The organism is Nonomuraea sp. NPDC052634, from assembly GCF_040678535.1.
GTDB lineage: Bacteria > Actinomycetota > Actinomycetes > Streptosporangiales > Streptosporangiaceae > Nonomuraea > Nonomuraea fastidiosa.
In genome coordinates, this window is record NZ_JBFATY010000003.1 from 200,701 (window position 1) to 222,641 (window position 21,941).

Here is a 21,941-nt window from a genome sequence, read left to right on the forward strand (position 1 = left end):
ATCTTGAGGGGAGAAGATCTTCGTATGCCTCGTGTGCTCGTCGATGCGGCCGCGGTACCCGCGGACCGCGGAGCGCTGATCAGGTACGTGGACGGGCTCGTGGCCGCGCTCGATCGGGCCGGTGCGCAGCTGTCCGTCGTCTGCCAGCGCACGGAGGCCGAGCGCTACCGCCGCCTGGCTCCGTCCGCTGAAGTCATCCCCGGGCCCGTCGCCATCGCCAACAGGGCCGCCAGGCTCGCGTGGGAGCAGACCGGCCTGCCGCTGCTCGCCCGCAAGGCCGGCGCCGACGTCATCCACGCCCCCTACTACTCCATCCCGCTCGGCTCGGGCGTGCCGACCGTGGTGACCGTGCACGACGTCACCTGGTTCACCGAGCCCGACCAGCACAGCCCGCGCGCGTCCTTCTTCCGCTCCGCCACCCGCACCGCCGTACGCCACGCCCGGCGCATCATCGTGCCGTCCAAGGCCACCAGGGACGAGCTGATCCGGGTGCTGGACGCCGACCCCACCCGCATCGACGTCGCCTACCACGGCGTGGACATGACGCAGTTCCACCCGCCGACCGAGGAGGAGATCAAGCGGGCCGCCACGCGCTGCGGGCTGCACGGCCAGCCGTACGTGGCGTTCCTGGGCGCGCTCGACCCCCGCAAGAACGTCCCCAACCTCATCCGCGGTTTCGCCGCCGCCGTCAAGCGGCTGGACAAGCCGCCGGCGCTGGTGATCGGCGGCGGCGTGCACGAGGACGACGTGGACGCCGCCTGCCGCGAGGTGGAGGCCACGGTCAGAGTGGTCAGGCCCGGCTACCTCAGCGCGCCCGAGCTGCCCGGCTTCCTCGGCGGCGCGCTCGTCGTCGCCTTCCCCTCGCGCGGCGAGGGGTTCGGGCTGCCGGTGCTCGAAGCGATGGCCTGCGGCGCGCCGGTGCTGACGACGCACCGCACGTCATTGCCCGAGGTCGGCGGCGACGCGGTGGCCTACACCGAGCCGGACGCCGACAGCATCGCCGACGCGCTCGGCCAGCTCCTGTCGTCCCCCGAACGCAGGCGGCAGCTCAGCGAAGCCGGCCTGGCGCGGGCCCGCGAGTTCACCTGGGACGCCTCGGCGGAAGCGCATCTCAGCTCTTATCAACGCGCGATCGAATAGTTCGGTAACCTCACGGAGTGATGGAGAGCTCTTTGCCAGACCTCGAGGCGATCCTCCTGGTCGGGGGGCAGGGCACGCGCCTGCGTCCGCTGACACTGGGCACGCCGAAGCCGCTGCTGCCGACCGCCGGGGTGCCGTTCCTGGCCCACCAGCTGGCGCGCGCACGATCGTTCGGCGTGCGCCGCATCGTGTTCGCGACCTCGTACAAGGCGTCCATGTTCGAGCCGGCCTTCGGCGACGGGTCGGCTTTCGGGCTCTCGCTCGAGTACATAACGGAGGAGACGCCGCTCGGCACCGGCGGGGCGATCCGCAACGCCGCCGAGGCGCTCACCTCCGGTCCCGATGATCCGGTGCTCGTACTCAACGGCGACATCCTGTCCGGGCACGACATCGGCGAGCAGGTCCGCCTTCACCGCGCGCGCGAGGCCGCTGTAACGCTCCATTTGACAGAAGTGGTCGACCCCAGCCGGTTCGGCTGCGTGCCGACCGACGACGAGGGCCGGGTCACGGCGTTCCTGGAGAAGACGCCCAACCCCGTCACCAACCGCATCAACGCCGGCTGCTACGTCTTCACCCGGTCGGTGATCGACTCCATACCGCGCGGCGAGGTCGTGTCGGTCGAGCGCGAGACGTTCCCCGGCCTCATCGAGTCGGGGCGGCTCGTGCTCGGCTACGCCACCCGCACCTACTGGCTCGACGTCGGCACACCCGCCGCCTTCGTGCAGGGCTCGCGCGACCTGGTGCTCGGGCGGCTGTCCTCGCCCGCGCTGCCCGGCCCGCCTGGCCAATACCTGGCGCTCGACGGCGCGCGGGTCTCGCCCGACGCCAAGGTGCTCGGCGGCACGGCCGTCGGCGCCCGCGCGGTGGTGGAGGCGGGGGCCACGGTGATGGGCTCGGTGCTGAGCGACGACTGCGTCATCGAGGCGGGCGCATCCGTCATCGACTCCGTGGTCGGCCAGGGCGCGCGCGTCTGCGCCGGCACGGTGGTGCGCGACGCGGTCATCGGCGACGGCGCCATCGTGGGTCCCGGCAACGAACTGCAGCACGGCGTGCGCATCTGGCCCGGCGTCGAGCTGCCCGAGCGCGCGCTGCGCTACTCCAGCGACGTCTGAACGCAGTCCCTGGAGGCGGCAGACTGTACGCGTGAAAGAGCGCAGGTGGGTGCCGGACGGGCCGCTCGACGTCCAGCTCGCCCTTGAGCCCCATCGCAGGGGCGGCGGCGATCCCACCTGGCGCAGAGGCCGCGACGGCGCGGTGTGGCGTACGTCCAGGACGCCCGACGGGCCCTGCACGCTGCGGGTGAGCGTGCAGGGCGGCGCCGTGCTCGGGCAGGCGTGGGGCCCCGGAGCCGGATGGGCGCTGGAGACGCTGCCCGCGCTGCTCGGCGCCGACGACGACCTCTCGGGCTTCAGCGTCCGGCACGAGGTGCTGGCCGAGGCGGCCAGGAAGCATCCGGGGCTGCGCATCGGGCGTACCGGGCGGGTCATGGAGGCGCTGGTGCCCGCCGTGCTGGAGCAGAAGGTCGTCGGCAGGGAGGCGTGGCGGTCCTGGCGCTGGCTGCTCGCCCGCTACGGCGAGCCCGCGCCGGGCCCGGCCCCCGAGGGCATGCGGGTCGTGCCCGAGCCCGCCGTGTGGCGGCAGATCCCGAGCTGGCACTGGCACCGGGCGGGCGCCGAGGCCGTACGCGCGCGGACCATCGCCACCGCCGCCTGGCACGCCGGCAAGCTGGAGGCCGCGGCCACCTCGCAGGAGCTCGACCGGCTGCTGCGGGCGCTGCCCGGCGTCGGGGTGTGGACCTCGGCCGAGGTGCGGCAGCGGGCGTTCGGCGACCCCGACGCGGTCAGCGTGGGCGACTACCACCTGGCCAAGCTCGTCGGCTACGCGCTGACCGGGGAGAAGACCGACGACCAGGGGATGCTGCGGCTGCTTGAGCCGTACGCGGGGCATCGGCACCGGGCGACCGTGCTGGTCTGGCTCACCGGGCTGCGCCCGCCCGCGCGCGGTCCGCGCATGCCGGTGCGGGACTACCGGTCGTTCTGAGCCACCCCTGGGTGCGTACGGCGAACTCAGCCCGTCGTACTGTGCCCTTTATGAGTTCTGACTCCGCGCTCCGCCGCGCCCTCGCCCGCGCCAGGGACGGCAAGACGCTCGATGTGACCGAGGCGACCGTCCTGCTGCACGCCCGTGACGAGCATCTCGACACGCTCCTCGACCACGCCTCCCGGGTGCGCGACGCCGGGCTGCGCGCCGCCGGCCGCGAGGGGATCATCACCTACAGCAAGAAGGTGTTCATCCCGTTGACCCGGCTCTGCCGGGACCGTTGTGGCTACTGTACGTTCGCGACCGCGCCGCACAAGCTGCCGGCGGCGTTCCTGAGCCCTGACGAGGTGCTGGAGATCGCCCGGCAGGGGGCGGCGATGGGGTGCAAGGAGGCGCTGTTCACGCTGGGCGACCGCCCGGAGGACCGCTGGCGCCAGGCTCGGGAGTGGCTCGACGCGCACGGCTATGACGACACGCTGTCCTACGTGCGCGCCATGGCGATCAGGGTGCTCGAGGAGACCGGATTGCTGCCGCACCTCAACCCGGGGGTGCTGACCTGGCGTGACTTCCAGCGGCTCAAGCCGGTGGCGCCCTCGATGGGGATGATGCTGGAGACCACCTCGCGCCGCCTGTACGAGGAGAAGGGGCAGCCGCACTACGGCTCGCCCGACAAGGACCCGGCGGTGCGGCTGCGGGTGCTGGAGGACGCCGGGCGCACGAACGTGCCGTTCACCACGGGCATCCTCATCGGCATCGGCGAGACCGTGCAGGACCGCGCGGAGTCGATCTTCGCGATCAGGAAGGTGGCCAGGGAGTACGGCGGTGTCCAGGAGGTCATCGTGCAGAACTTCCGCGCCAAGCCCGACACCGCGATGCGCGGCCTGCCGGACGCCGACCTGCAGGAGCTGGCCGCCACGATCGCGGTGGCCCGGCTCGTGCTCGGCCCCCGTATCCGCATCCAGGCCCCGCCCAACCTGGTGGACTCCGAGTACGAGCTGATGATCAGGGCCGGCATCGACGACTGGGGCGGCGTGTCCCCGCTGACCCCCGACCACGTCAACCCGGAGCGGCCGTGGCCGCAGATCGACGAGCTGACGGCGCGTACCAGGGAGGCCGGGTTCACGCTCAAGGAGCGCCTGACCATCTACCCCGAGTATGTGCGGGCCGGCGAGCCCTGGCTCGACCCCCGCCTGATCGGCCACGTCAGCGCGCTGGCCGACCCCGAGACCGGCCTGGCCCGCGAGGACGCCGTGCCGGAGGGCCGCCCGTGGCAGGAGCCCGACGGCGGCTTCGCCGCCTCCGGCCGGGTGGACCTGCACGTCGAGGTGGACACCGTCGGCCGCACCAGCGACCGCCGCGACGACTTCGACCACGTCTACGGCGACTGGGACGCCCTGCGCGAGCGCCTCGGCACCGTCGCCGCCGCCACGCCGAGCGACGTGCGTCAGGCCCTGCGCAAGGCCGAGTCCGACCCGGCCGGGCTGACCGACGCCGAGGCCGTGGCGCTGCTCGGGGCCGAGGGCGGGGCGCTGGACGAGCTGGCCGCCATCGCCGACGCGCTGCGCCGCGAGGCGGTGGGCGACAACGTCACCTACGTCGTCAACCGCAACATCAACTTCACCAACGTCTGCTACACCGGCTGCCGCTTCTGCGCCTTCGCCCAGCGCAGGACCGACGCCGACGCCTACACGCTCAGCCTCGACCAGGTCGCCGACCGGGCCGAGGAGGCGTGGGCGGCCGGGGCCACCGAGGTGTGCATGCAGGGCGGCATCCACCCCGACCTGCCCGGCACCGCGTACTTCGACATCGCCAGGGCGGTCAAGGAGCGCACGCCGGACATGCACGTGCACGCGTTCTCCCCGATGGAGGTCATCAACGGCGCGAGCCGGACGAACATGTCCATCCGCGACTGGCTGGAGGCCGCCAAGGAGGCCGGCGTCGACTCGCTGCCCGGCACCGCGGCCGAGATCCTCGACGACGACGTGCGCTGGGTGCTCACCAAGGGCAAGCTGCCGGCCAAGGAGTGGATCGAGGTCATCACCACCGCGCACAAGGTGGGCATCCCCACCACCTCGACCATGATGTACGGGCACGTCGACAACCACCTGCACTGGGTGAAGCACATCAAGCTCATCCGGAGCATCCAGGAGGAGACCGGCGGGTTCTCGGAGTTCGTGCTGCTGCCGTTCGTGCACACCAGCGCGCCCATCTACCTGGCGGGCGTGGCGCGGCCCGGGCCCACCGCGCAGGAGAACCGCGCCGTGCACGCTCTCGCGAGGATCCTGCTGCACGGCGCCATCGACAACATCCAGTGCTCGTGGGTCAAGCTCCGCGACGACCTGTGCCGCCAGGTGCTGCAGGGCGGGGTCAACGACCTCGGCGGCACGCTGATGGAGGAGACGATCAGCCGGATGGCCGGGTCGGAGAACGGGTCGTACAAGACGATCAGCGAGCTGCGCGCGATGGTCGAGGTCACCGGGCGGCCGGTGCGGCAGCGCACCACCGACTACGGCGTGCCGAGCGAGGAGCGGCTGGCGGCCGCGGCGGCCAGCGACGGCGTCTGCACGAGCGTCAGAAGGGTCCTGCCGCTGGCCTAGCTGTAACATGTTCTACCAATGTCTCGCGGGCGCCCCCGACGGGGCGCAGCGCGAGGCGCGGAAAGGGCGTCGCGGGCGTCCGAGGGGACGTCCGGCGAGGCGCGGGAAGGGGCTCGCGGGAGAGGTTCATGGTGCGGTTAGGTCGGCACCGCGCCGCGCTGTCCCCCGAGCAGCGCCGCAGGAGAGCGTTCCGGCGCGGCATGCTGGCGGGGCTGACGGCCGTGGCGATGGTCGCGGCCGGCCTCGTCGTCGTCTTCGGCGGCGGCGGTCTGCTGTGCCGTACGCGAGAGCCTGTTCTCGTCGATGTCGCGGCCGCCGTGGACATCGCGCCCGCCGTCATGGAGGCGGCCGACCGGTTCAACGCGACCAAGACGGTCGCGGGCGGCCGGTGCGTGCTCGTCCAGGTGACCGAGCAGCCGCCGGCCACGGTCCTGCGCACGCTCATCGGCGACCGGGCGGGCGTGCTGCGCGAGCGGCCGGACGGCTGGATCGCCGACTCGTCGGCCTGGATCCGCCTCGCCCGCCGGCAGGGGGCGAGCGCGCTGCCCGCGCAGGAGAGCGTGGTGGCCACCTCGCCGCTGGTCTTCGCCACGCGGGCCTCGCTGGCCAGGCGCTTCTCCGTAGGCGGCACGCAGATGAACTGGCGGATGGTCTTCCCCTCGACCGTGCGCGGGCGGCTGACGCCCAACGACGACGAGCCCGACGTCGTACGCGTGCCCGACCCCTCGCTGGCCGGGGCGGGCATCGCGACCGTGGCCGCCGCCAGGGACGTCGTCGGCACCGGGCCCGACGCCGACAAGGCGCTGACCGCGTTCGTCCGGTGGGCGCAGGCCGGCTCGGCCCCCGACTACCGCAGCATGCTGGCCGCCGTGGACGACCACACGTTCTGGCGGCGGCCGGTCGTCATCGTGCCCGAGCAGAGCGTGTGGCAGCACAACCTGCGGCCGTCGGATGACCCGGTGGTGGCGCTGCACCCGCGCGAGGGCACGATCAACCTCGACTACCCGTACGTCGTGACCGCGGGCGACCCGGCCGTGGCCGAGGCGTCGAGCGCGTTCGCCGAGTGGCTGCGCGGCCCTGAGGCGCAGGAGATCGTGCGCAAGGCCGGGTTCAGGTCGGGCGACGGCCGGTCGGGGCCGATCTCGCCGGGCCCGCACATCCCTGCCGCGGCGCCGCTCACCAGAGAGTCGGTGACGCCCGAGGACATCGACGAGGCCCTGCGTGCCTGGAGCCGCCTCGCGCCCGCGACGAACATCCTCGTGCTGACCGACACCTCCAAGCACATGGCCGAGCGGCTGAACGGCCGCACCCGGCTGGACGTCGCGCTCGACGCGGCGAAGATCGGGCTGCGGCTCTTCCCCGACTCCACGCACATGGGGCTGTGGGAGTTCGCCGACGGGATCGGCGGCATCAAGGGCTACCGGCGGCTCGTCGGCCTGGGTGCGATCAACGAGCCCGAGGAGGGCCAGGTCGTCCGCAGAGGCAGGCTCGACGAGCTGACCGGCACGATCAAGGCGCATCCGCGCCGCGACAGCTCCCTGTACGACGCGGTGCTCAGCGGTTTCCGCAAGGTGACCAGCGACTACCGGGAGGAGATGAACAACTCGCTGCTGGTCATCACCGCGGGCCGGGACGACGGCACCGGCATCAAGCTGCCCGAGCTGCTCGACCGGCTCCAGCGCGAATGGGACCCCGACCGGCCGGTGCAGATCATCGTCATCGCCTTCGGCAAGGGCGTGGACCGCGACGGGCTGGCGAAGATCGTCGCGGCCACGAACGGCTCGCTGCACGAGGCGCAGGAGCCGGGCGAGATCATCGACGTGTTCCTCTCCGCGCTCGCCCGCCGCCTGTGCCACCCCACCTGCGAACCCGCGGTCAGCGAGTGAGGATGAAGTCGTCCGGGTCGCGCGGCGCGCGGTCGCGGGGCGGCGCGGCGGCATGGCCGACGGCCACGCAGCCCATCGGGTCCCACGAGGCGGGCAGGTCGAGCACCTCGCGCACCACAGGACGGCAGAACATCGTGGACGACACCCACGCCGAGCCCAGCCCCTCGACGGCGAGCTGGATGAGGAAGTTCTGCACCCCGGCGCCCGTCGCCACCACGAACATCTCCCGCTCGGAGGCGTTGCGCCGGTCGTCGCGGTAGGTGTGGGAGCCGTCCATGACCAGGCAGGGCACGACCAGGTAGGGCGCGTTGCGCAGCACGTCGCCGCGCTTGATCCGCTTGGCGATCGACTCCTCGGAGAAGCCGTCGCCGCGCAGGTCGGCGATCCACGCCTCGCGCATGGCGTCCAGCAGCTTCGTCCGGGTCTCCGGCGACTCCAGCAGCACGAACCGCCACGGCGTCGTGTGGTGCGGCGCGGGCGCCGCGATGCCCGCCGCGACCGCCCTGCGCACCGCCGCGGGATCGACGGGCTCGTCGGAGAACTCCCTGATCGTCCTGCGGGCGAACACGACGTCGCGCGAGCCGTAGCGGAACAGGTCCTCGTCGGCCGGGCGCACCAGCGGCTTCGCCCCGGGGCCGTCGTCGTCGGTCACCAGGTGGGCGAGCCCGCGCACGATCGCCACGGGGACGCCGTCGAGCTTGCCCTTGACCAGCTCGGCGGCGCTCGCGATCTCGTCGGCCAGCGCCGTGACCGTGGCGCTCAACTGGTTGCCGTACGCGTCGGAGCGGCCGCGGTAGTCGTCGAGCGGGCGCAGCCCGGCCACCCCGATCGCCACGTCGGTCAGCCCGTTGCGCCACGGTCGCCCGAACGTGTCGGAGACGATCACCCCGACCCGGCGGCCGAGCCCCGCCCTGATGCGCCTGGCCGAGGCGTCGGGGTCTTCGGGCAGCAGCAGCACCGTCCCGGGTTCGGTGTTGGAGGCGTCGACCCCGGCCGCGGCCATCACGAAGCCGTGGCGGGTCTGCGTGATCACGGTGTCGCCGCGCCGCGCGACCACGCGCGCGGTCTCCTCGGCGATCGCCTGGGTGCGGTCGGGCGCGTGCCGTACCCGGCCCTCCGCCTTGCTCACGATCTTCGACGTGACCACGACGATGTCACCGTCGCGTACGCCGGCGCCGGCGAGCAGCGCCGCCACGTCGTCGCCGGGACGCACCTCGCCGAGGCCGGTCACGGCGATCACTTCGACGTGCTGGGGAGTCGTGGTCATCGGGCGGCCTCCTGGGTCGGGTGCCGGGCGGTCTTCTGGCGGGCCGTCGCAGGGCGGGACGTCATCGGGCCAGCTCCTTGGCGAGGTCGAGGGCGGAACGCGCGATGTCGGCGGCGGCGCCGGCGTCGTGCATGAGGATCGGCCTGGCGACGACCTTGACGCCGTCGAGCGCGACCCCGGCGTCCTCCTCGGCGACCAGCCAGCCGTCGATCAGCTCGGAGCCGTACAGCTCCAGCACGGCCTGCGCGGTCGTCTCGACGCCGATGGCGGTCAGGCACGCATCGGCCATGCCGCGCACCGGCGCGCCGCCGATGATCGGCGAGACGCCGACGACGGTCTTGGGCAGCAGCGCCTCGCGGATGCCGGGGATCTGGAGGATCGTGCCGATGCTCACCACCGGGTTGGACGGCGGCAGCACCACCACGTCGGCCTCCTCGATGGCCTCGAGCACGCCCGGCGCGGGCTTGGCGGTGTCGACCCCGACCAGCGCGAACGACTTGGCGGGCACCGAGGCGCGCAGGCGTACCCACCACTCCTGGAAGTGGATCGCGCGCCTGCCGCGCTCGTCCTCGATCACGACATGCGTCTCGCAGCGGTCGTCGGTCATCGGCAGCAGCCGCACGCCGGGTTGCCAGCGGGCGCAGAGCGCCTCGGTGATCTGCGAGAGCGGGTAGCCGGCCTCCAGCATCTGCGAGCGCACGATGTGGGTGGCGAAGTCGCGGTCGCCGAGGCCGAACCACTGCGGCTCGACGCCGTACGCGGCCAGCTCCTCCTTGACGACGTGGGTCTCCTTGGCCCGGCCCCAGCCCTGCTCTTCGTCGATGCCGCCGCCCAGCGTGTACATGACGGTGTCGAGATCGGGGCAGACCCGCAGGCCGAACAGGGTGATGTCGTCACCCGTGTTACCGATGACGGTGATCGAGGCGTCGGGCGCGGCGGCGCGCAGGCCGCGCAGGAACCGGGCGCCGCCGATGCCGCCGGCGAGGGACACGATGTGCATGCGCACCAGTCTTCCATCGGCCGCTGACGAGGCTGCTCCGGGACCGGATTTGCGGGCGCGGTTAACCGTATATATCGAGGTATTGGCCGATTTGATAGAGAAGTGCTTTCTGTGACTCCCGGCATACGAGTCAGTGATGTGGCAAACTCCCTTCGGACCAATGGGTCCGTTGGGGGTACTTGTGAGCAAACTTGATGTAGCCCGGCTGAGGGAGCCGGCCGCCTGGATCATGCTCGTAGGCGGATTGATCAGGGTGTTGCTGGCGATCGGCCACATCCTGGTCGGCACCTCGGCGCTGTCGTCGTTCGCCGACCGCGCCGCCGCCTTCCAGTCGAGCCTGACCAACCCGGTGGTGACGGCGCTGCTGCTCGGGTCCGTGCTCCTGGTGACCAAGATCGGCGGCGAGCCGTCGCCCAAGGCCAAGCCCATCACGTACGGCGCGGTGGCCGGTCTGGGCCTCGCGGCGCTGTTCGGTCTGGTGGCGTTCGTCGGCGGGCTGTTCGCCGACGCCAGCGGGCGCGAGGCCATCGAGTTCCTGCTCAGCGGTCTTACGAGCCTCGCTCTGACCGTCATCGCGCTGGTCTACCTCCTGCCGCAGGTGCTTCCCCAGCGTCCGGCCGCGCAGGTCTACCACGGCCAGTTCGGCGGCCCGCAGCCCGGGTTCTTCGACCAGCAGCCGTACGGCCAGCCCGGCCAGGCTCAGGGTCCTGCGGGTCCCGGCCAGGCAGGCTTCCCCCAGCAGCCCGGCTTCGGCGGCCCCCAGGACCCCGGCTACGGCCAGCAGCCGATGAGCGGCCAGCAGCCCGGTCACGGCGGGCCGCAGGACCAGGGGCAGGCCGCCGCGTACGATCAGCAGCCCCCGTCGGGCCAGCAGCCCGGCTACGGCCAGCAGCCGATGAGCGGCCAGCAGACGGACCAACCCGCACAGCCCGGCCAGCCCTCCCAGCCGGGCCAGCCCGCCCAGCCGGTCCCCGGCCCCCAGTCCGGCTATGGCCAGCAGTCTCCTTCCACCCCCGGCTACGGCCAGCAGGCTCCTTCCACCCCCGGCTACGGCCAGCAGCCTCCTTCCACCCCGGGCTACAGCCCGCAGCCTCCTTCCACCCCGGGCTACAGCCCGCAGCCCCCGAGCTCCGCCGGGCAGCCTGAGCAGCAGGCGGCCCCGCAGATCAGAGGCGCCCTGCCCGCCGCGCCGTCGGACCAGCAGCAGCCTGAGCCCTTCGCCTCCCAGGGCTTCGAGCAGCAGTCCTACGCTCCGGCGGACACGGCACCGGCGAACCCGCCGGCCGGTGAGTACACCCCCGCCCCGTACGTCCCGGCCGACAGCCAGCCGAACGTCTACAACCAGCCGGGCCAGAGCCCGTATGCTCCGCAGCCCGAGCAGCCGAGCCCGTACGCGCCCGCCGCGAACGACCAGGCCTACGCCCCGGCCGACACCGCGCCCGGCGGCTCGTACCAGGAGCAGCAGCCGTTCGGCCAGCAGCAGTACCAGGGACAGAACGCCTTCGACCAGGCCCAGCAGGCGCAGCAGGCTGGTCAGCCGTTCACCGGCTACTCGGGCGCCGAGTTCGTCCAGCCCGCCTACCAGGAGCCCGTGGACCCGCGCTCCCAGCAGCTCATGGACGCCTACCAGCAGGCGGAGACCTACCAGTCGAACGCCGGCAACCAGCCCGTCCCCGACTTCGGCGGCCAGCAGGCCCGCCCGTACGACGACCCCTTCGGCCACCCCCAGCAGCCGCAGCACGGGTACGAGCCGCAGCAGGGCCAGTACCACGCCACCCACCAGGCCCCGCAGCAGCCCGCCCCCGGCCCCCAGCAGTGGGGGAGCGCGCCCGCGGACTCGACGATGCGCCTCGACGGGTTCCAGCAGGCCGGCGGCTTCGGCGCCCAGCGCATGCCGGGGGACGACCCGATCGACCCGACCGCCATATACACCCCCAACGAGCCACGCAGGTAACGGACCGGCAATGAACGACTAGAGAGAAGGTGGGCCGCAGGCGGGCGTCTATCCCGCCCTGGTACGGTTCCGACCGCTGAGAGTGTTGCACGAGCCAGGACGACGCCATGCACAGGCTGTCAGGCCGGGCTCGAACATGACATGCCGAGCACACCGGGGCGAGATCTGGTCTTTCCCCGGATACCTGCATGCCGCTTGACGCCGCGTAGCGCACACGCGTGTAATTACAACCATGTTGTTACGCCTTCCCGTGGGTGGGTAATAAGGAAGGCGTCCATGGGGGGCTCCATTGCGGGCGGGCGGCAGGGAGGTGTGCAGTGACCGATCCGGTCATCGCACAGGAACAGCTTGACGCTGAAGAACTCGGCTGGCAGGAGCGCGCCTTGTGCGCGCAGACGGATCCGGAGGCGTTCTTCCCGGAGAAGGGCGGCTCCACCAGAGAGGCCAAGAAGGTCTGCCGATCGTGCGAGGTCCGTGCCGAGTGCCTGGAGTACGCACTCGAGCATGATGAGCGCTTCGGCATCTGGGGCGGGCTGTCCGAGCGGGAGCGCCGCCGGATCAAGCGCCAGGCCGTGTGACAGGCCGTAGCAGAGAGACACAAGGGGGGAGAGGGTCACGCGGAGAGCCGTGTGACCCTTTTCGCATCTCTTGAACCGCTTGTCACTGTATGGTGGGCGCGCCTGATCATCCCCCCAGGAGCTCACCGATGTCACGTCCCTACGTCACCGTGATCGTCGTCGCACACGACGGCGCGCGCTGGCTGGGGGAGACACTGCGTGCGCTGATCAACCAGAGCCGCAGGCCGGACCGCGTGGTCGGCGTCGACAACGGCAGCAGGGACGGCTCGGCCGACCTGCTCGCCCAGGCGCTCGGCCCCGGCAACGTGCTCTCCCTGCCGCGTTCGACGAGTTTCGGCGAGTCGGTCGCCGAGGTGCTGGAGAAGCTGCCGCCCGCAGGGCGCGAGGAGTGGATCTGGCTGCTCCACGACGACTGCGCACCCGACAGGCGCGCGCTGGAGGAGCTGCTCACCGCCGCCGCGCAGGATCCGAAGGCCGCCGTGCTCGGCCCCAAGCTGCGCGACTGGCTGCACCGCCGCCGGCTGCTGGAGCTCGGCGTCACCGTGGGCCGCACCGGGCGCAGGGACACCGGTCTCGAACCGCTGGAGTTCGACCAGGGACAGCACGACGGCACGCGCGAGACGCTGTCGGTCTCCACGGCGGGCATGCTCATCAAGCGCGAGGTCTGGGAGCGCGTGGGCGGGCTCGACCCGTTCCTGCCGATCTTCCGCGACGACCTCGACCTGTGCTGGCGGGTCCGCAACGCCGGGCACAAGGTGCTCGTCGTCACCTCCGCAGTGGCCTGGCACGCCGAGGCGGCGGCCCGCAGGCGGCGGCGCATCACGGTCAGCGGCGACCACCCGCGCCGCCTCGACCGGCGCAACGCGATCTTCGTGGTGATGGCGAACCTGCCGTTCCGCGCGATGCTCTGGGCGCTGCTGCGGAACGTGCTCGGCTCGGCCGTGCGCACGCTGCTGTTCATCGTCAGCAAGCAGCCCGCGAACGCCCTCGACGAGGTGCTCGCGCTCGGATCGGTGCTGGGCCATCCCGGACGCCTGCTGCGGGCGCGGCGGGCACGCCGCCAGGGCCGCAGGAAGGGGTACCGGCGCATCAAGTGGTTCCTGACGCCGCCGGGCGCCGCCTACCGCCGGCTCGTCGACATGGTGCAGAGCTTCCTCGCCGGGCAGGCCCCCGTCGACGCGGCAGGACGCCACCACATCGCCACCGACCCCGACGCCGAGCAGGAGCTCGCGCCGCCGCCCGACACCGGCGCCTTCCAGCGCTTCATCGGCCGTCCCGGCGTCATCCTCATGATCGGACTCACCCTGGTCACGCTGGCGGCCGAGCGCTCCCTGCTCGGCGGCGAACGGCTCGGCGGCGGCGCGCTGGTCCCCGTCATCGGCGGTGCCCGCGACCTGTGGGACTTCTACACCGAGGGGTTCCACGACATCGGGCTCGGCTCGACCGACCCCGCGCCGCCGTACGTGGCCGTGATCGCCGCCCTGTCCACGCTGTTCTTCGGCAAGACCTGGCTGGCGGTGTCGGTGCTGCTGCTCGGCTCGGTGCCACTGGCCGGGGCGACCGCGTACCTGGCCACCCGCCATGTCATCCCCGGTGTGCCCGCTCGGGCGTGGGCGGCGGCCACGTACGCGCTGCTGCCCGTCGCCACCGGCGCGATAGCGGCGGGACGGCTGGGCACGGCCGTGGTGTTCGTGCTCGTCCCCCTGTACGCGTGGCTGCTCGGCGTCGTCCTGCTCGCCGCCGACCGGCGCAGGGCGCGGCGGGCCGCATGGGCGCTCGGGTTATGGCTGGCGGTCGGCACCGCGTTCGTCCCCCTGGTGTACCCGCTGTTCGCGGTGCTCGGCGTGCTCGGCGCGGTGGCCTTCGGGGGTGCCGTACGGACGCGCGGCCCGCGCAAGGGAGGCGGCGCGGGAGTCTCGATGATCATCGCTCTCGCCGTACCGCCCGCCCTGCTGCTGCCCTGGCTGGCGAGCCTGGTGACCGACCCCGGCAGGCTGCTGCTGGAGGCCGGGCTGCACGATCCCGCGCTGGTCGATCAGACGCTCGCCCCCGAGTCGCTGCTGGCGCTCAGCCCAGGAGGCCCCGGGCTGCCGCCGTTCTGGGTGACGGCCGGGCTCGTCGTCACCGCGCTGGCCGCGCTGCTCATGCGCCGCCAGCGGATGATCGTCGCCATCGGCTGGGGCGTCGCCCTGTACGGGGTGCTCGCCGCCATCCTGGTCAGCCGGATCACCGTCGAGGGGGCGCGGGTGTGGCCCGGGGTGCCGCTGGCGTTCGCGGGGACCGGTCTCGTCGTGCTCGTCGGGCTGACCGCGCACCGGCTGCCCGAGCTGCGCGCCTCGGGCGGGCTGCGGCGGCTCGGCGCGGTCGCGATCGCGGCCGTGGCGTTCAGCACGCCGCTGCTCGCCGCCGGGTTCTGGGTCGCCACCGGCGTACGCGGGCCGCTCGTCGGCGACGCCCCCGACGTCATGCCCGCCCTGGCGGCCGCCCGTACCGCGAACGGCGAGCGCACCGTCGTGCTCAAGGGCTCGTCGTTCACCGTGCTGCACGGGCGCGGGCCGCTGCTCGGCGAGTCCGAGCTGCCCACCGCCTCGCAGGAGCGCGCCCGCCTGGCGAACGCCGTACGCGGACTGGTCGGCGGCCGGGGCGGCGATGCGGCCACGCTCGGCCAGCTCGGCGTCGGCATGGTCGCCGTCGCGCCGCCCGTACCCGCCGAACTCGCCGCGACGCTCGACTCGCAGCCGTCACTCGAGCGCATGAGCCTGTCGAAGGACGGCGGCGGTCTATGGCGGCTGGCCGAGCCGGTGACCCGGGTGCCCGTCCAGCCCGTCGGCGTCTGGCACACCATGTGGCTGTACGCGCAGGGCGCGATGGTGCTGGTCGTGGCCCTCCTCGCGGCCCCCGGCCGGCGGCAGGAGGAAAGCGCCGAGCCCGGCGCCGTGGCCTTGGCGGGGGCGTGATGAAGGCGTTCATCGAGAACCGGTTCGGCCTGCTCACGCTCGTCGTGGTCGCTCTGGCCGCCATGTACGGCATCGCGTACGTCACCAGGCCCGCCCCGCTGCCGCCCCCGCCCACAGGACCCACGAAGGTCGCCGTCGAGTCCGTCACCACCGTGTGCCCCGGCGACAAGGGCCGCCGCGTGGACGTCTACCTGCCCGGCTCGCTCAGCAGCGAGACCATGGAGAAGGACGCCCCGTACGTCACCAAAGGCCCCGGCGGGCTGGAGGCCGGCTACGTCACCCGCGCCACCAGCGGATCGGCCCGCGGCCTGGCCGGCGTCCGCTGCACCGAGCCCGCCCCCGCCACCTGGCTGCTCGGCCCCGGCCCCGCCGACGCCGACGTGCGCCTGCACCTCATCAACGCCGACAAGGCGCCTGCCATGGTGGACGTGCAGGTGTTCGCCGCCGAAGGGCTCGTCTCCGGAGACGCCGGGATCGGCCTGGAGATCGCCCCCGGCAAGCACCGCGAGATCGACCTCAAGACGCTCGCACCGTCGGCCGACGTGATGGCGGTCAGCGTCACCACCTCCTTCGGACGGGTGGCCGTCGCCGCCAGGACCGTCCTGGAGAGCGGCGGCGTGGACTGGCTGCCCGCGGCCGGCGCCCCCGCCACCCGCGTCGTCGTCCCCGGCATCCCCAAGGGCGGCGGCCTGCGCAGGCTCCTCGTCGCCGCACCCGGCGAGACCGACGCCACCGTGCAGATCAAGGCCGTCAGCGAGGACGCCGAGTACGCGATGAAAGGCCGCGAGACCCTCGACGTGCCCGCCGGCACCGTCACCGCGCTCGACATCACCACCGGCGTCGCCGGCTCGTCCGCCGCGCTCGTCCTCACCTCGCCGGTCCCCATCGTCGCCGGAGCCGTCTCCATCGGCACCGGCTCCAAGCCCGACGTCGCCTACACGGCCGGCACCCCCTCGCTCGCCCTCGGCAGCGCCGTCGCCCGCAACACCACCGGCGCCCGCCTGCTCCTCACCGCGCTCGGCGGGCCCGGCAAGGTGCGCGTCCAGGTCGTGCCCGACAAGGGGGCGGCGGGGGAGCCGTACGAGGTGGCGGTGCCCGCCGGGCGTACGCGGGACGTGCGCCTCAAGGCCAAGGGCGACTTCGCGGTGGTGGTCACACCCGTGTCAGGCGAGGTCTACGGTGCCCGCCTGCTGGAGGAACGCCGCAGGGACGGCGTCATGCTGACCACCCAACCCCTCGCCCCCGCCCGCACGTGGACCCTCCTCCCGCCGTTGCAGGACACCCCGCGCGTGGTCCTTCCGTAGCGGGCGACACGCGTATCGGCCCGGCGGAACGCAGGTCACCTGAAGAGGCGGACGGGCCGCCTCGGTGCGAGCAGGACACGTGCAGCTTCGGGTGGCAGGGGACGACGCCGCAGGCCCAGTAGCCGACCGCGGTGTAGTCGCCGCGAGGGTTGCGCGTGCTGTAGGTGGGCGGGGTGGTCAGGGGGTCGGCGTCGCCGGGCCACACGCCCCAGCCGTCGCCCCACCACGCGACCCGCCACAGCTTCTCCTCGGGGTCGAACAGCGGGCCCGCCGGGAAGTCCTCCGTCTCGGCCCTGTGCCACCGGCGGCGAGAGCTGGGCTTGTAGTAGAAGCGATGTTCGCCGCGCCTGACTCGCCTGCGCAAGTGACGGAACATGCACCCAGCATCGCACACCGTGACGAACCGCGACACCCGGTTACGCGAAGACCGTCTGCGGGGGTCAGCGGCGGTCGTCGTAGCCCGGGTCCACGGTCTCGGGGGCGAGGCCGAGGAGCGAGGCGACCTGTTCGACCACGGTGTCGTGGACCATCGCGCCCAGCGTGTCGCGGTCGCGCGCCCTGGCCTCCAGGGGCCGCCGGTAGACCACGATGGACGCCGGCGAGTGGCCGGTGGCCGCGTCGGCCCGGCCGAAGGGTACGGGGTCGGAGTCGAGCCCTGGGCCGTCGCCGAGCTCGCTCAGCGGGGGCACCTCCTCCACCGCGAACTCCACCGCCGACAGCTGCCGCTCCCACCGGGGCCGCAGCCGGTCGACGGCGTCGAGCACGAGGTCGTCGAAGCGCTCGCTGCGGGATTTGGCCATGGGAATGTGGGAGGGGGCGAGCGGGCCGCGGAGCCCGCGACCGTGGCGATCGCGCCGTCTGGGACCGCGCTTGTGAGTCACGTGTGTCAGTGTACGGGGACGTCACGCGGATGCCCGGACAGCGGTCACCGGGTGTCCGAAAGGCGGGGTGTGAAGTGGCAGAAATGTGATCTTCCACGAAGATCGGAACGGTAGGATTGAGCCGGTGACCTCGCGGGGAAAGGCGGGAATGGAAGCGCGGTCAAAGGGACGGAGGTCTCGGGGCATGTGGGTGGAAACGCTGCGACAGGTGTCCGAATTGTGGCGACACGCTCGTTAAGAGCGCTCAGGTAGTGGCGCCGCGCACTCTTACCGGATACGGTCCCTCCGTGAGCCCCGTCCGCCGCTGTTCCCGCACCGCTTGCAGTCAGCCTGCCGTCTTCACGCTCACGTACGTATACGCCGACTCGACCGCTGTCCTCGGCCCCCTGGCGACGTACGCGGAGCCACACTGTTATGACCTGTGCGCCGAACACGCCGAGCGACTGACCGCCCCCCGCGGCTGGGAGGTGGTGCGGTTGCCCACCGACGGCGCCTCGCCCAGCTCCGACGATCTCGAAGCGCTGGCCAACGCGGTCAGGGAGGCCGCGCGCCCGACGTCGTCCGGCAGCGGTGAGCCGGTCGGCCAGGGCGTCGAGGTCGGCCGCCGCGGGCACCTGCGCGTTCTGAGATCGGCCCAGCAGCACCGTGACCGGTAGGCTCCTTCTGTAAGGCGGAAACCGACCTAGGGCGGAGCTGGAGAGTGGGCGACCTCGCCAAGATCTTCAAAGCGTACGACGTTCGCGGGGTGGTGCCCGACGAGCTTGACGAGCCGACCGCCGAGGCCGTGGGGGCGGCTTTCGTCGAGGTCACCGAAGCCGAGTCGATCGTGGTCGCGCACGACATGCGCGAGTCGTCGCCCGCGCTGGCCGAGGCGTTCATCCGCGGCGCCCGCGCGCGCCGGGCCGACGTCGTGCACGCCGGCCTGGGCTCCACCGACCTGCTCTACTACGCCAGCGGCAGCCTCGGCCTGCCCGGCGTGATGTTCACCGCCAGCCACAACCCGGCCCGCTACAACGGCATGAAGATGTGCCGTTCCGGCGCGGTGCCGATCGGCGGCGACACCGGCCTGACCCGCATCCGCGACAGGGCGGCCGAGCTGCTGCGCGAGCAGACCCCGGTCGGGGCGCCGGCCGGTTCCGTGATCGAGAAGGACCTGCTCTCCGGCTACGCCCACCACCTGCGCACGCTCGTCGACCTGAGCGGCATCCGGCCGCTGAAGGTGGTCGTCGACGCGGGCAACGGCATGGGCGGCCACACGGTGCCCGCGGTCTTCGACGGGCTGCCGATCGACCTGGTACCGCTCTACTTCGAGCTCGACGGCACCTTCCCCAACCACGAGGCCAACCCGCTCGAGCCGCAGAACCTCGTCGATCTGCAGCGCGCCGTGGTCGAGACCGGCGCCGACATCGGGCTCGCCTTCGACGGCGACGCCGACCGGTGCTGGGTGATCGACGAGCGCGGCGAGTCGGTCTCGCCGTCGGCGATCACGGCGCTGGTGGCCGTACGCGAGCTGGCCAAGCACCCCGGCGCGACGGTCATCCACAACCTGATCACATCGAAGGGCGTGCCGGAGATCGTCGGTGAGCACGGCGGCGTGCCGGTGCGCACCCGGGTCGGCCACTCCTTCATCAAGGCGGAGATGGCCCGCACCGGGGCCGTGTTCGGCGGCGAGCACTCCGCCCACTACTACTTCAGGGACTTCTGGTTCGCCGACTCCGGCATGCTGGCGGCCATGCACGTGCTGGCGGCGCTCGGCGAGCAGGAGCGTGCGCTGTCCGAAGTGGCCGGCGCCTACTCCCGCTACCACGCGTCGGGCGAGGTCAACAGCACGGTGTCCGACCAGGCGGAGGCGCTGCGGCGGGTGCGCGCGGCGTTCGCGGGCCGGGGCGAGTTCGACGAGATCGACGGGCTGACCGTCACCGGATCCGGCTGGTGGTTCAATCTGCGTCCCTCCAACACCGAGCCGCTGCTCAGGCTGAACGCCGAGGCGGCCGACGAGAGCACAATGACGGCGATCAGGGACGAGGTCCTCGCCATCGTGGGAAAGGTGTCAGAGTGAAGATCGACGACTGGCTGCTGGAGATCCTGGCCTGCCCGGCGTGCAAGGCTCCGCTGCGGGCCGAGCAGGAGGCCGATGAGCTGGCCTGCACCGGCTGCGGCCTGATCTACCCGGTCCGAGACGACATTCCGGTCCTGCTCGTCGACGAGGCCAGGAAGCCGTGACCTGGGAGCCGGAGCGGCTCGACGACCAGGGACACCTCACCGAGGCCGACCCGGGCGGCATGCTTCCGGCGGTGGCCGCGTCAGCGGCCCACATACGCACCGGCCACCGCAGTGCGGTCGAGGCCGGCGTGGAGCGGCTGGCCGCCGACGGGCGCCCGCGGGCCATCGTGGTGGTGGGCATGGGCGTCGCCGGTCTCGCCGGCGACATCCTGGCGGCCGTCCTGGGCAACGGCGCCCCGCTGCCCATCGTGACCGTGCGCTCCTACCAGCTCCCCGGCTGGGTGGGGGCCACTGACCTGGTCATCGCCGTCTCCGGCTCGGGCGACACCGAGGAGACGCTGGCCCTGGCCGCGCAGGCGGTGCGCCGGGGCTGCTCGCTGCTCGCCGTCGGCCCGGCGGGCTCCCCGCTGGAGGCGGTGGCCGTGCAGGCGTCGGCCGTCTACGTGCCGGTGCCGGTCACCGGTCCCGCGCGGGCCAACCTGTGGCTGCTGAGCGTCCCGCCGATCGTGGCGGCCGCCGCCCTGCGGCTGGTGCAGGCGGACGCCGACCTGTTCGAGCGGGTGGCGCGGCTGCTCGAGGACATCGCGCACCGGTGCCGGCCGTCGAGCGAGTCGTTCATCAACCCGGGCAAGTCGCTGGCGCTCGACCTGGCCGAGACCGTGCCGATGATCTGGGGGACGTCGCAGGTGTCGGCGGTGGCGGCGTACCGGCTGGCCTGCCAGCTCGCGGCGAGCGCCAAATACCCCGCGCTGCACGGCACGCTGCCGGAGGCCGGTCACCATCAGGTGGCGGCGTTCGACGGGCCGCTGGCCGAGCGCGACATCTTCGCCGACACCTCCGGCCGTTCGCTCAGGCTCGTCGTCCTGCGCGACACCGAGGAGCACCCGCAGGTGACCCGGCGGCGCGAGGCGGCGCTGCGGCTGGCGGGCGAGCGCGACGTGCCGGTGACCGAGCTGGCCGCTGAGGGCGTTCATCCGCTGGAGCGCATCGCGAGCCTGATGGCGCTCGGTGACTACGCGAGCACCTATCTGGCCTTGGGATACGGCGTCGACCCGGCCGCCGAGTCGGCGATTGCTGAGGTCACTGCGACAATTTCCCCATAGGATCCTCTTTCAAGACTTTTGACGTGATCTTATGAGTGGAGAAGATCGGTGAGCGCGAGCGGCGGAACGAAAGCAATCATTGCGGCATTGTCCGCGAACTTGGCGATCGCCGTGTCCAAGTTCGTGGCCGCGTTCTTCACCGGTTCCTCATCGATGCTCGCCGAGGGCATCCACTCGGTCGCCGACTCCGGCAACCAGGTCCTGCTGCTGATCGGCGGCAAGCGGGCGGCCAGGGCGAGCACCCGCCAGCATCCCTTCGGATACGGCCGCGAGCGTTACTTCTACGCGTTCGTGGTGGCCGTCGTGCTGTTCACGATCGGTGCGGCGTTCTCGCTTTACGAGGGCGTTCACAAGATCGCCGATCCGCACGAGGTGGAGTCGCCGATCTGGGCGTTCGCGGTGCTGATCTTCGCGATCATCGCCGAAGGGCTCTCCTTCCGTACGGCGGTCAAGGAATCGAACCCGCTGCGCGGCGATCAGTCGTGGTTCGCCTTCATCCGGCGTTCCAAGTCGCCTGAGCTGCCCGTCATCCTGCTGGAGGACCTGGGCGCGCTGCTCGGCCTGATCTTCGCGCTGTTCGGCGTGACGATGGCCGTGCTGACCGGCAACGGCGTCTGGGACGGCATCGGCACCCTCATGATCGGCGTGCTGCTCGCCGTCATCGCGATCGTGCTGGCCATCGAGACCAAGTCGCTGCTCGTCGGCGAGGGCGCGTCCCCCGAGATGGAGGAGCAGATCAGGGCCGCGCTGGAGAGCGCGCCCGAGGTGGACAGGATCATCCACATGCGCACCCTGCACCTCGGCCCCGAGGAGCTGCTGGTGGCCGCGAAGATCGCGGTCGAGCACAACGACACGGCGGCCGAAGTGGCGCACGGCATCGACGAGGCAGAGCGGCGCATCCGCGAGGCGGTGCCGATCGCCCGGGTCATCTACCTGGAGCCCGACCTCGACCGCAGCCGCAGCACCAGCGCCTCGGCAGGCTGACCCACGGCTCCGGTTCGGCGGGGTGAT

The 21,941-nt window shown here is 72.4% G+C and carries 17 protein-coding genes; 14 read left to right on the plus strand and 3 right to left on the minus strand.

Going from position 1 to position 21,941, the window contains the following annotated elements; all coding sequences use genetic code 11:
• Positions 1-24: 24 nt before the first annotated feature.
• The 5 genes from AB0K67_RS16920 (at position 25) to AB0K67_RS16940 (ending at position 7,663) form a co-directional block, all read left to right on the plus strand.
• Positions 25-1,140, plus strand: a complete 1,116-nt coding sequence (locus AB0K67_RS16920; protein ID WP_364060120.1) for a glycosyltransferase family 1 protein — start codon at positions 25-27, stop codon at positions 1,138-1,140.
• Between the two features lie 20 nt (positions 1,141-1,160).
• Entirely contained in the window at positions 1,161-2,252 is a 1,092-nt protein-coding gene (locus AB0K67_RS16925) for an NDP-sugar synthase (RefSeq protein WP_364061359.1), read from the plus strand.
• Positions 2,253-2,283: 31 nt separating this feature from the next.
• The gene (locus tag AB0K67_RS16930) at positions 2,284-3,180 is read left to right on the plus strand and encodes a DNA-3-methyladenine glycosylase 2 family protein (protein ID WP_364060123.1); all 897 of its coding nucleotides are present in this window, start codon (positions 2,284-2,286) and stop codon (positions 3,178-3,180) included.
• A 50-nt stretch (positions 3,181-3,230) separates the two neighbouring features.
• Positions 3,231-5,777 (plus strand): bifunctional FO biosynthesis protein CofGH, encoded by a 2,547-nt coding sequence (locus AB0K67_RS16935; RefSeq protein ID WP_364060126.1) that lies wholly within the window; start codon positions 3,231-3,233, stop codon positions 5,775-5,777.
• A 128-nt stretch (positions 5,778-5,905) separates the two neighbouring features.
• Entirely contained in the window at positions 5,906-7,663 is a 1,758-nt protein-coding gene (locus AB0K67_RS16940) for a substrate-binding and VWA domain-containing protein (protein WP_364060129.1), read from the plus strand.
• On the opposite strand, the gene AB0K67_RS16945 is transcribed toward AB0K67_RS16940, so the two are convergent.
• Both AB0K67_RS16945 and cofD read right to left on the minus strand, forming a co-directional pair.
• The gene (locus AB0K67_RS16945; protein WP_364060131.1) at positions 7,653-8,930 is read right to left on the minus strand and encodes a coenzyme F420-0:L-glutamate ligase; all 1,278 of its coding nucleotides are present in this window, start codon (positions 8,928-8,930) and stop codon (positions 7,653-7,655) included. The genes AB0K67_RS16940 and AB0K67_RS16945 overlap by 11 nt on opposite strands.
• 61 nt (positions 8,931-8,991) lie before the next feature.
• Positions 8,992-9,930 carry a 2-phospho-L-lactate transferase gene (gene cofD, locus AB0K67_RS16950; protein ID WP_364060134.1) on the minus strand — a complete coding sequence of 313 codons (939 nt, stop codon included), beginning with the start codon at positions 9,928-9,930 and terminating at the stop codon, positions 8,992-8,994.
• A gap of 181 nt (positions 9,931-10,111) precedes the next feature.
• On the opposite strand from cofD, the gene AB0K67_RS16955 reads away from it, so the two are divergent.
• The 4 genes from AB0K67_RS16955 (at position 10,112) to AB0K67_RS16970 (ending at position 16,723) form a co-directional block, all read left to right on the plus strand.
• Positions 10,112-11,884: a hypothetical protein gene (locus tag AB0K67_RS16955; RefSeq protein ID WP_364060137.1), complete on the plus strand. Its 1,773-nt coding sequence runs from the start codon at positions 10,112-10,114 to the stop codon at positions 11,882-11,884.
• Positions 11,885-12,201: 317 nt separating this feature from the next.
• Entirely contained in the window at positions 12,202-12,462 is a 261-nt protein-coding gene (locus tag AB0K67_RS16960; RefSeq protein WP_176903063.1) for a WhiB family transcriptional regulator, read from the plus strand.
• Positions 12,463-12,590: 128 nt separating this feature from the next.
• Positions 12,591-15,419 carry a glycosyltransferase family 2 protein gene (locus AB0K67_RS16965; RefSeq protein ID WP_364060140.1) on the plus strand — a complete coding sequence of 943 codons (2,829 nt, stop codon included), beginning with the start codon at positions 12,591-12,593 and terminating at the stop codon, positions 15,417-15,419.
• The gene (locus tag AB0K67_RS16970; protein ID WP_364060143.1) at positions 15,419-16,723 is read left to right on the plus strand and encodes a DUF5719 family protein; all 1,305 of its coding nucleotides are present in this window, start codon (positions 15,419-15,421) and stop codon (positions 16,721-16,723) included. Before AB0K67_RS16965 ends, AB0K67_RS16970 begins: the two co-directional genes overlap by 1 nt.
• Positions 16,724-17,163: 440 nt before the next feature.
• Here AB0K67_RS16970 and AB0K67_RS16975 read toward each other — a convergent pair whose 3' ends face one another.
• Complete coding sequence (locus AB0K67_RS16975) at positions 17,164-17,523, minus strand: metallopeptidase family protein (protein ID WP_364060146.1); 360 nt, start codon at positions 17,521-17,523, stop codon at positions 17,164-17,166.
• A 368-nt stretch (positions 17,524-17,891) separates the two neighbouring features.
• Here AB0K67_RS16975 and AB0K67_RS16980 point away from each other — a divergent pair, with 368 nt between their 5' ends.
• Genes AB0K67_RS16980 through AB0K67_RS17000 form a run of 5 tightly spaced genes read left to right on the plus strand, consistent with a single transcriptional unit; the run spans position 17,892 to position 21,914 of the window.
• Positions 17,892-18,260 (plus strand): DUF3499 domain-containing protein, encoded by a 369-nt coding sequence (locus tag AB0K67_RS16980; RefSeq protein ID WP_364060149.1) that lies wholly within the window; start codon positions 17,892-17,894, stop codon positions 18,258-18,260.
• Positions 18,261-18,304: 44 nt separating this feature from the next.
• The gene (locus tag AB0K67_RS16985; protein ID WP_364060152.1) at positions 18,305-19,663 is read left to right on the plus strand and encodes a phosphomannomutase/phosphoglucomutase; all 1,359 of its coding nucleotides are present in this window, start codon (positions 18,305-18,307) and stop codon (positions 19,661-19,663) included.
• Positions 19,660-19,827: a Trm112 family protein gene (locus AB0K67_RS16990; protein ID WP_364060155.1), complete on the plus strand. Its 168-nt coding sequence runs from the start codon at positions 19,660-19,662 to the stop codon at positions 19,825-19,827. Before AB0K67_RS16985 ends, AB0K67_RS16990 begins: the two co-directional genes overlap by 4 nt.
• Positions 19,824-20,930: an SIS domain-containing protein gene (locus AB0K67_RS16995; protein WP_364060158.1), complete on the plus strand. Its 1,107-nt coding sequence runs from the start codon at positions 19,824-19,826 to the stop codon at positions 20,928-20,930. The genes AB0K67_RS16990 and AB0K67_RS16995 overlap by 4 nt, the downstream gene beginning before the upstream one ends.
• A gap of 48 nt (positions 20,931-20,978) precedes the next feature.
• Positions 20,979-21,914, plus strand: a complete 936-nt coding sequence (locus tag AB0K67_RS17000; protein ID WP_364060161.1) for a cation diffusion facilitator family transporter — start codon at positions 20,979-20,981, stop codon at positions 21,912-21,914.
• Positions 21,915-21,941 lie beyond the last annotated feature (27 nt).

Bases quoted from the DNA above. Each gene is read 5' to 3' on its own strand.
- AB0K67_RS16920 (WP_364060120.1), top strand. From the start codon at position 25: ATGCCTCGTGTGCTCGTCGATGCGGCCGCGGTACCCGCGGACCGCGGA.
- AB0K67_RS16925 (WP_364061359.1), top strand. From the start codon at position 1,161: ATGGAGAGCTCTTTGCCAGACCTCGAGGCGATCCTCCTGGTCGGGGGG.
- AB0K67_RS16935 (WP_364060126.1), top strand. From the start codon at position 3,231: ATGAGTTCTGACTCCGCGCTCCGCCGCGCCCTCGCCCGCGCCAGGGAC.
- AB0K67_RS16940 (WP_364060129.1), top strand. From the start codon at position 5,906: ATGGTGCGGTTAGGTCGGCACCGCGCCGCGCTGTCCCCCGAGCAGCGC.
- AB0K67_RS16945 (WP_364060131.1), bottom strand. From the start codon at position 8,930: ATGACCACGACTCCCCAGCACGTCGAAGTGATCGCCGTGACCGGCCTC.
- cofD (WP_364060134.1), bottom strand. From the start codon at position 9,930: ATGCACATCGTGTCCCTCGCCGGCGGCATCGGCGGCGCCCGGTTCCTG.
- AB0K67_RS16965 (WP_364060140.1), top strand. From the start codon at position 12,591: ATGTCACGTCCCTACGTCACCGTGATCGTCGTCGCACACGACGGCGCG.
- AB0K67_RS16970 (WP_364060143.1), top strand. From the start codon at position 15,419: ATGAAGGCGTTCATCGAGAACCGGTTCGGCCTGCTCACGCTCGTCGTG.
- AB0K67_RS16975 (WP_364060146.1), bottom strand. From the start codon at position 17,523: ATGGCCAAATCCCGCAGCGAGCGCTTCGACGACCTCGTGCTCGACGCC.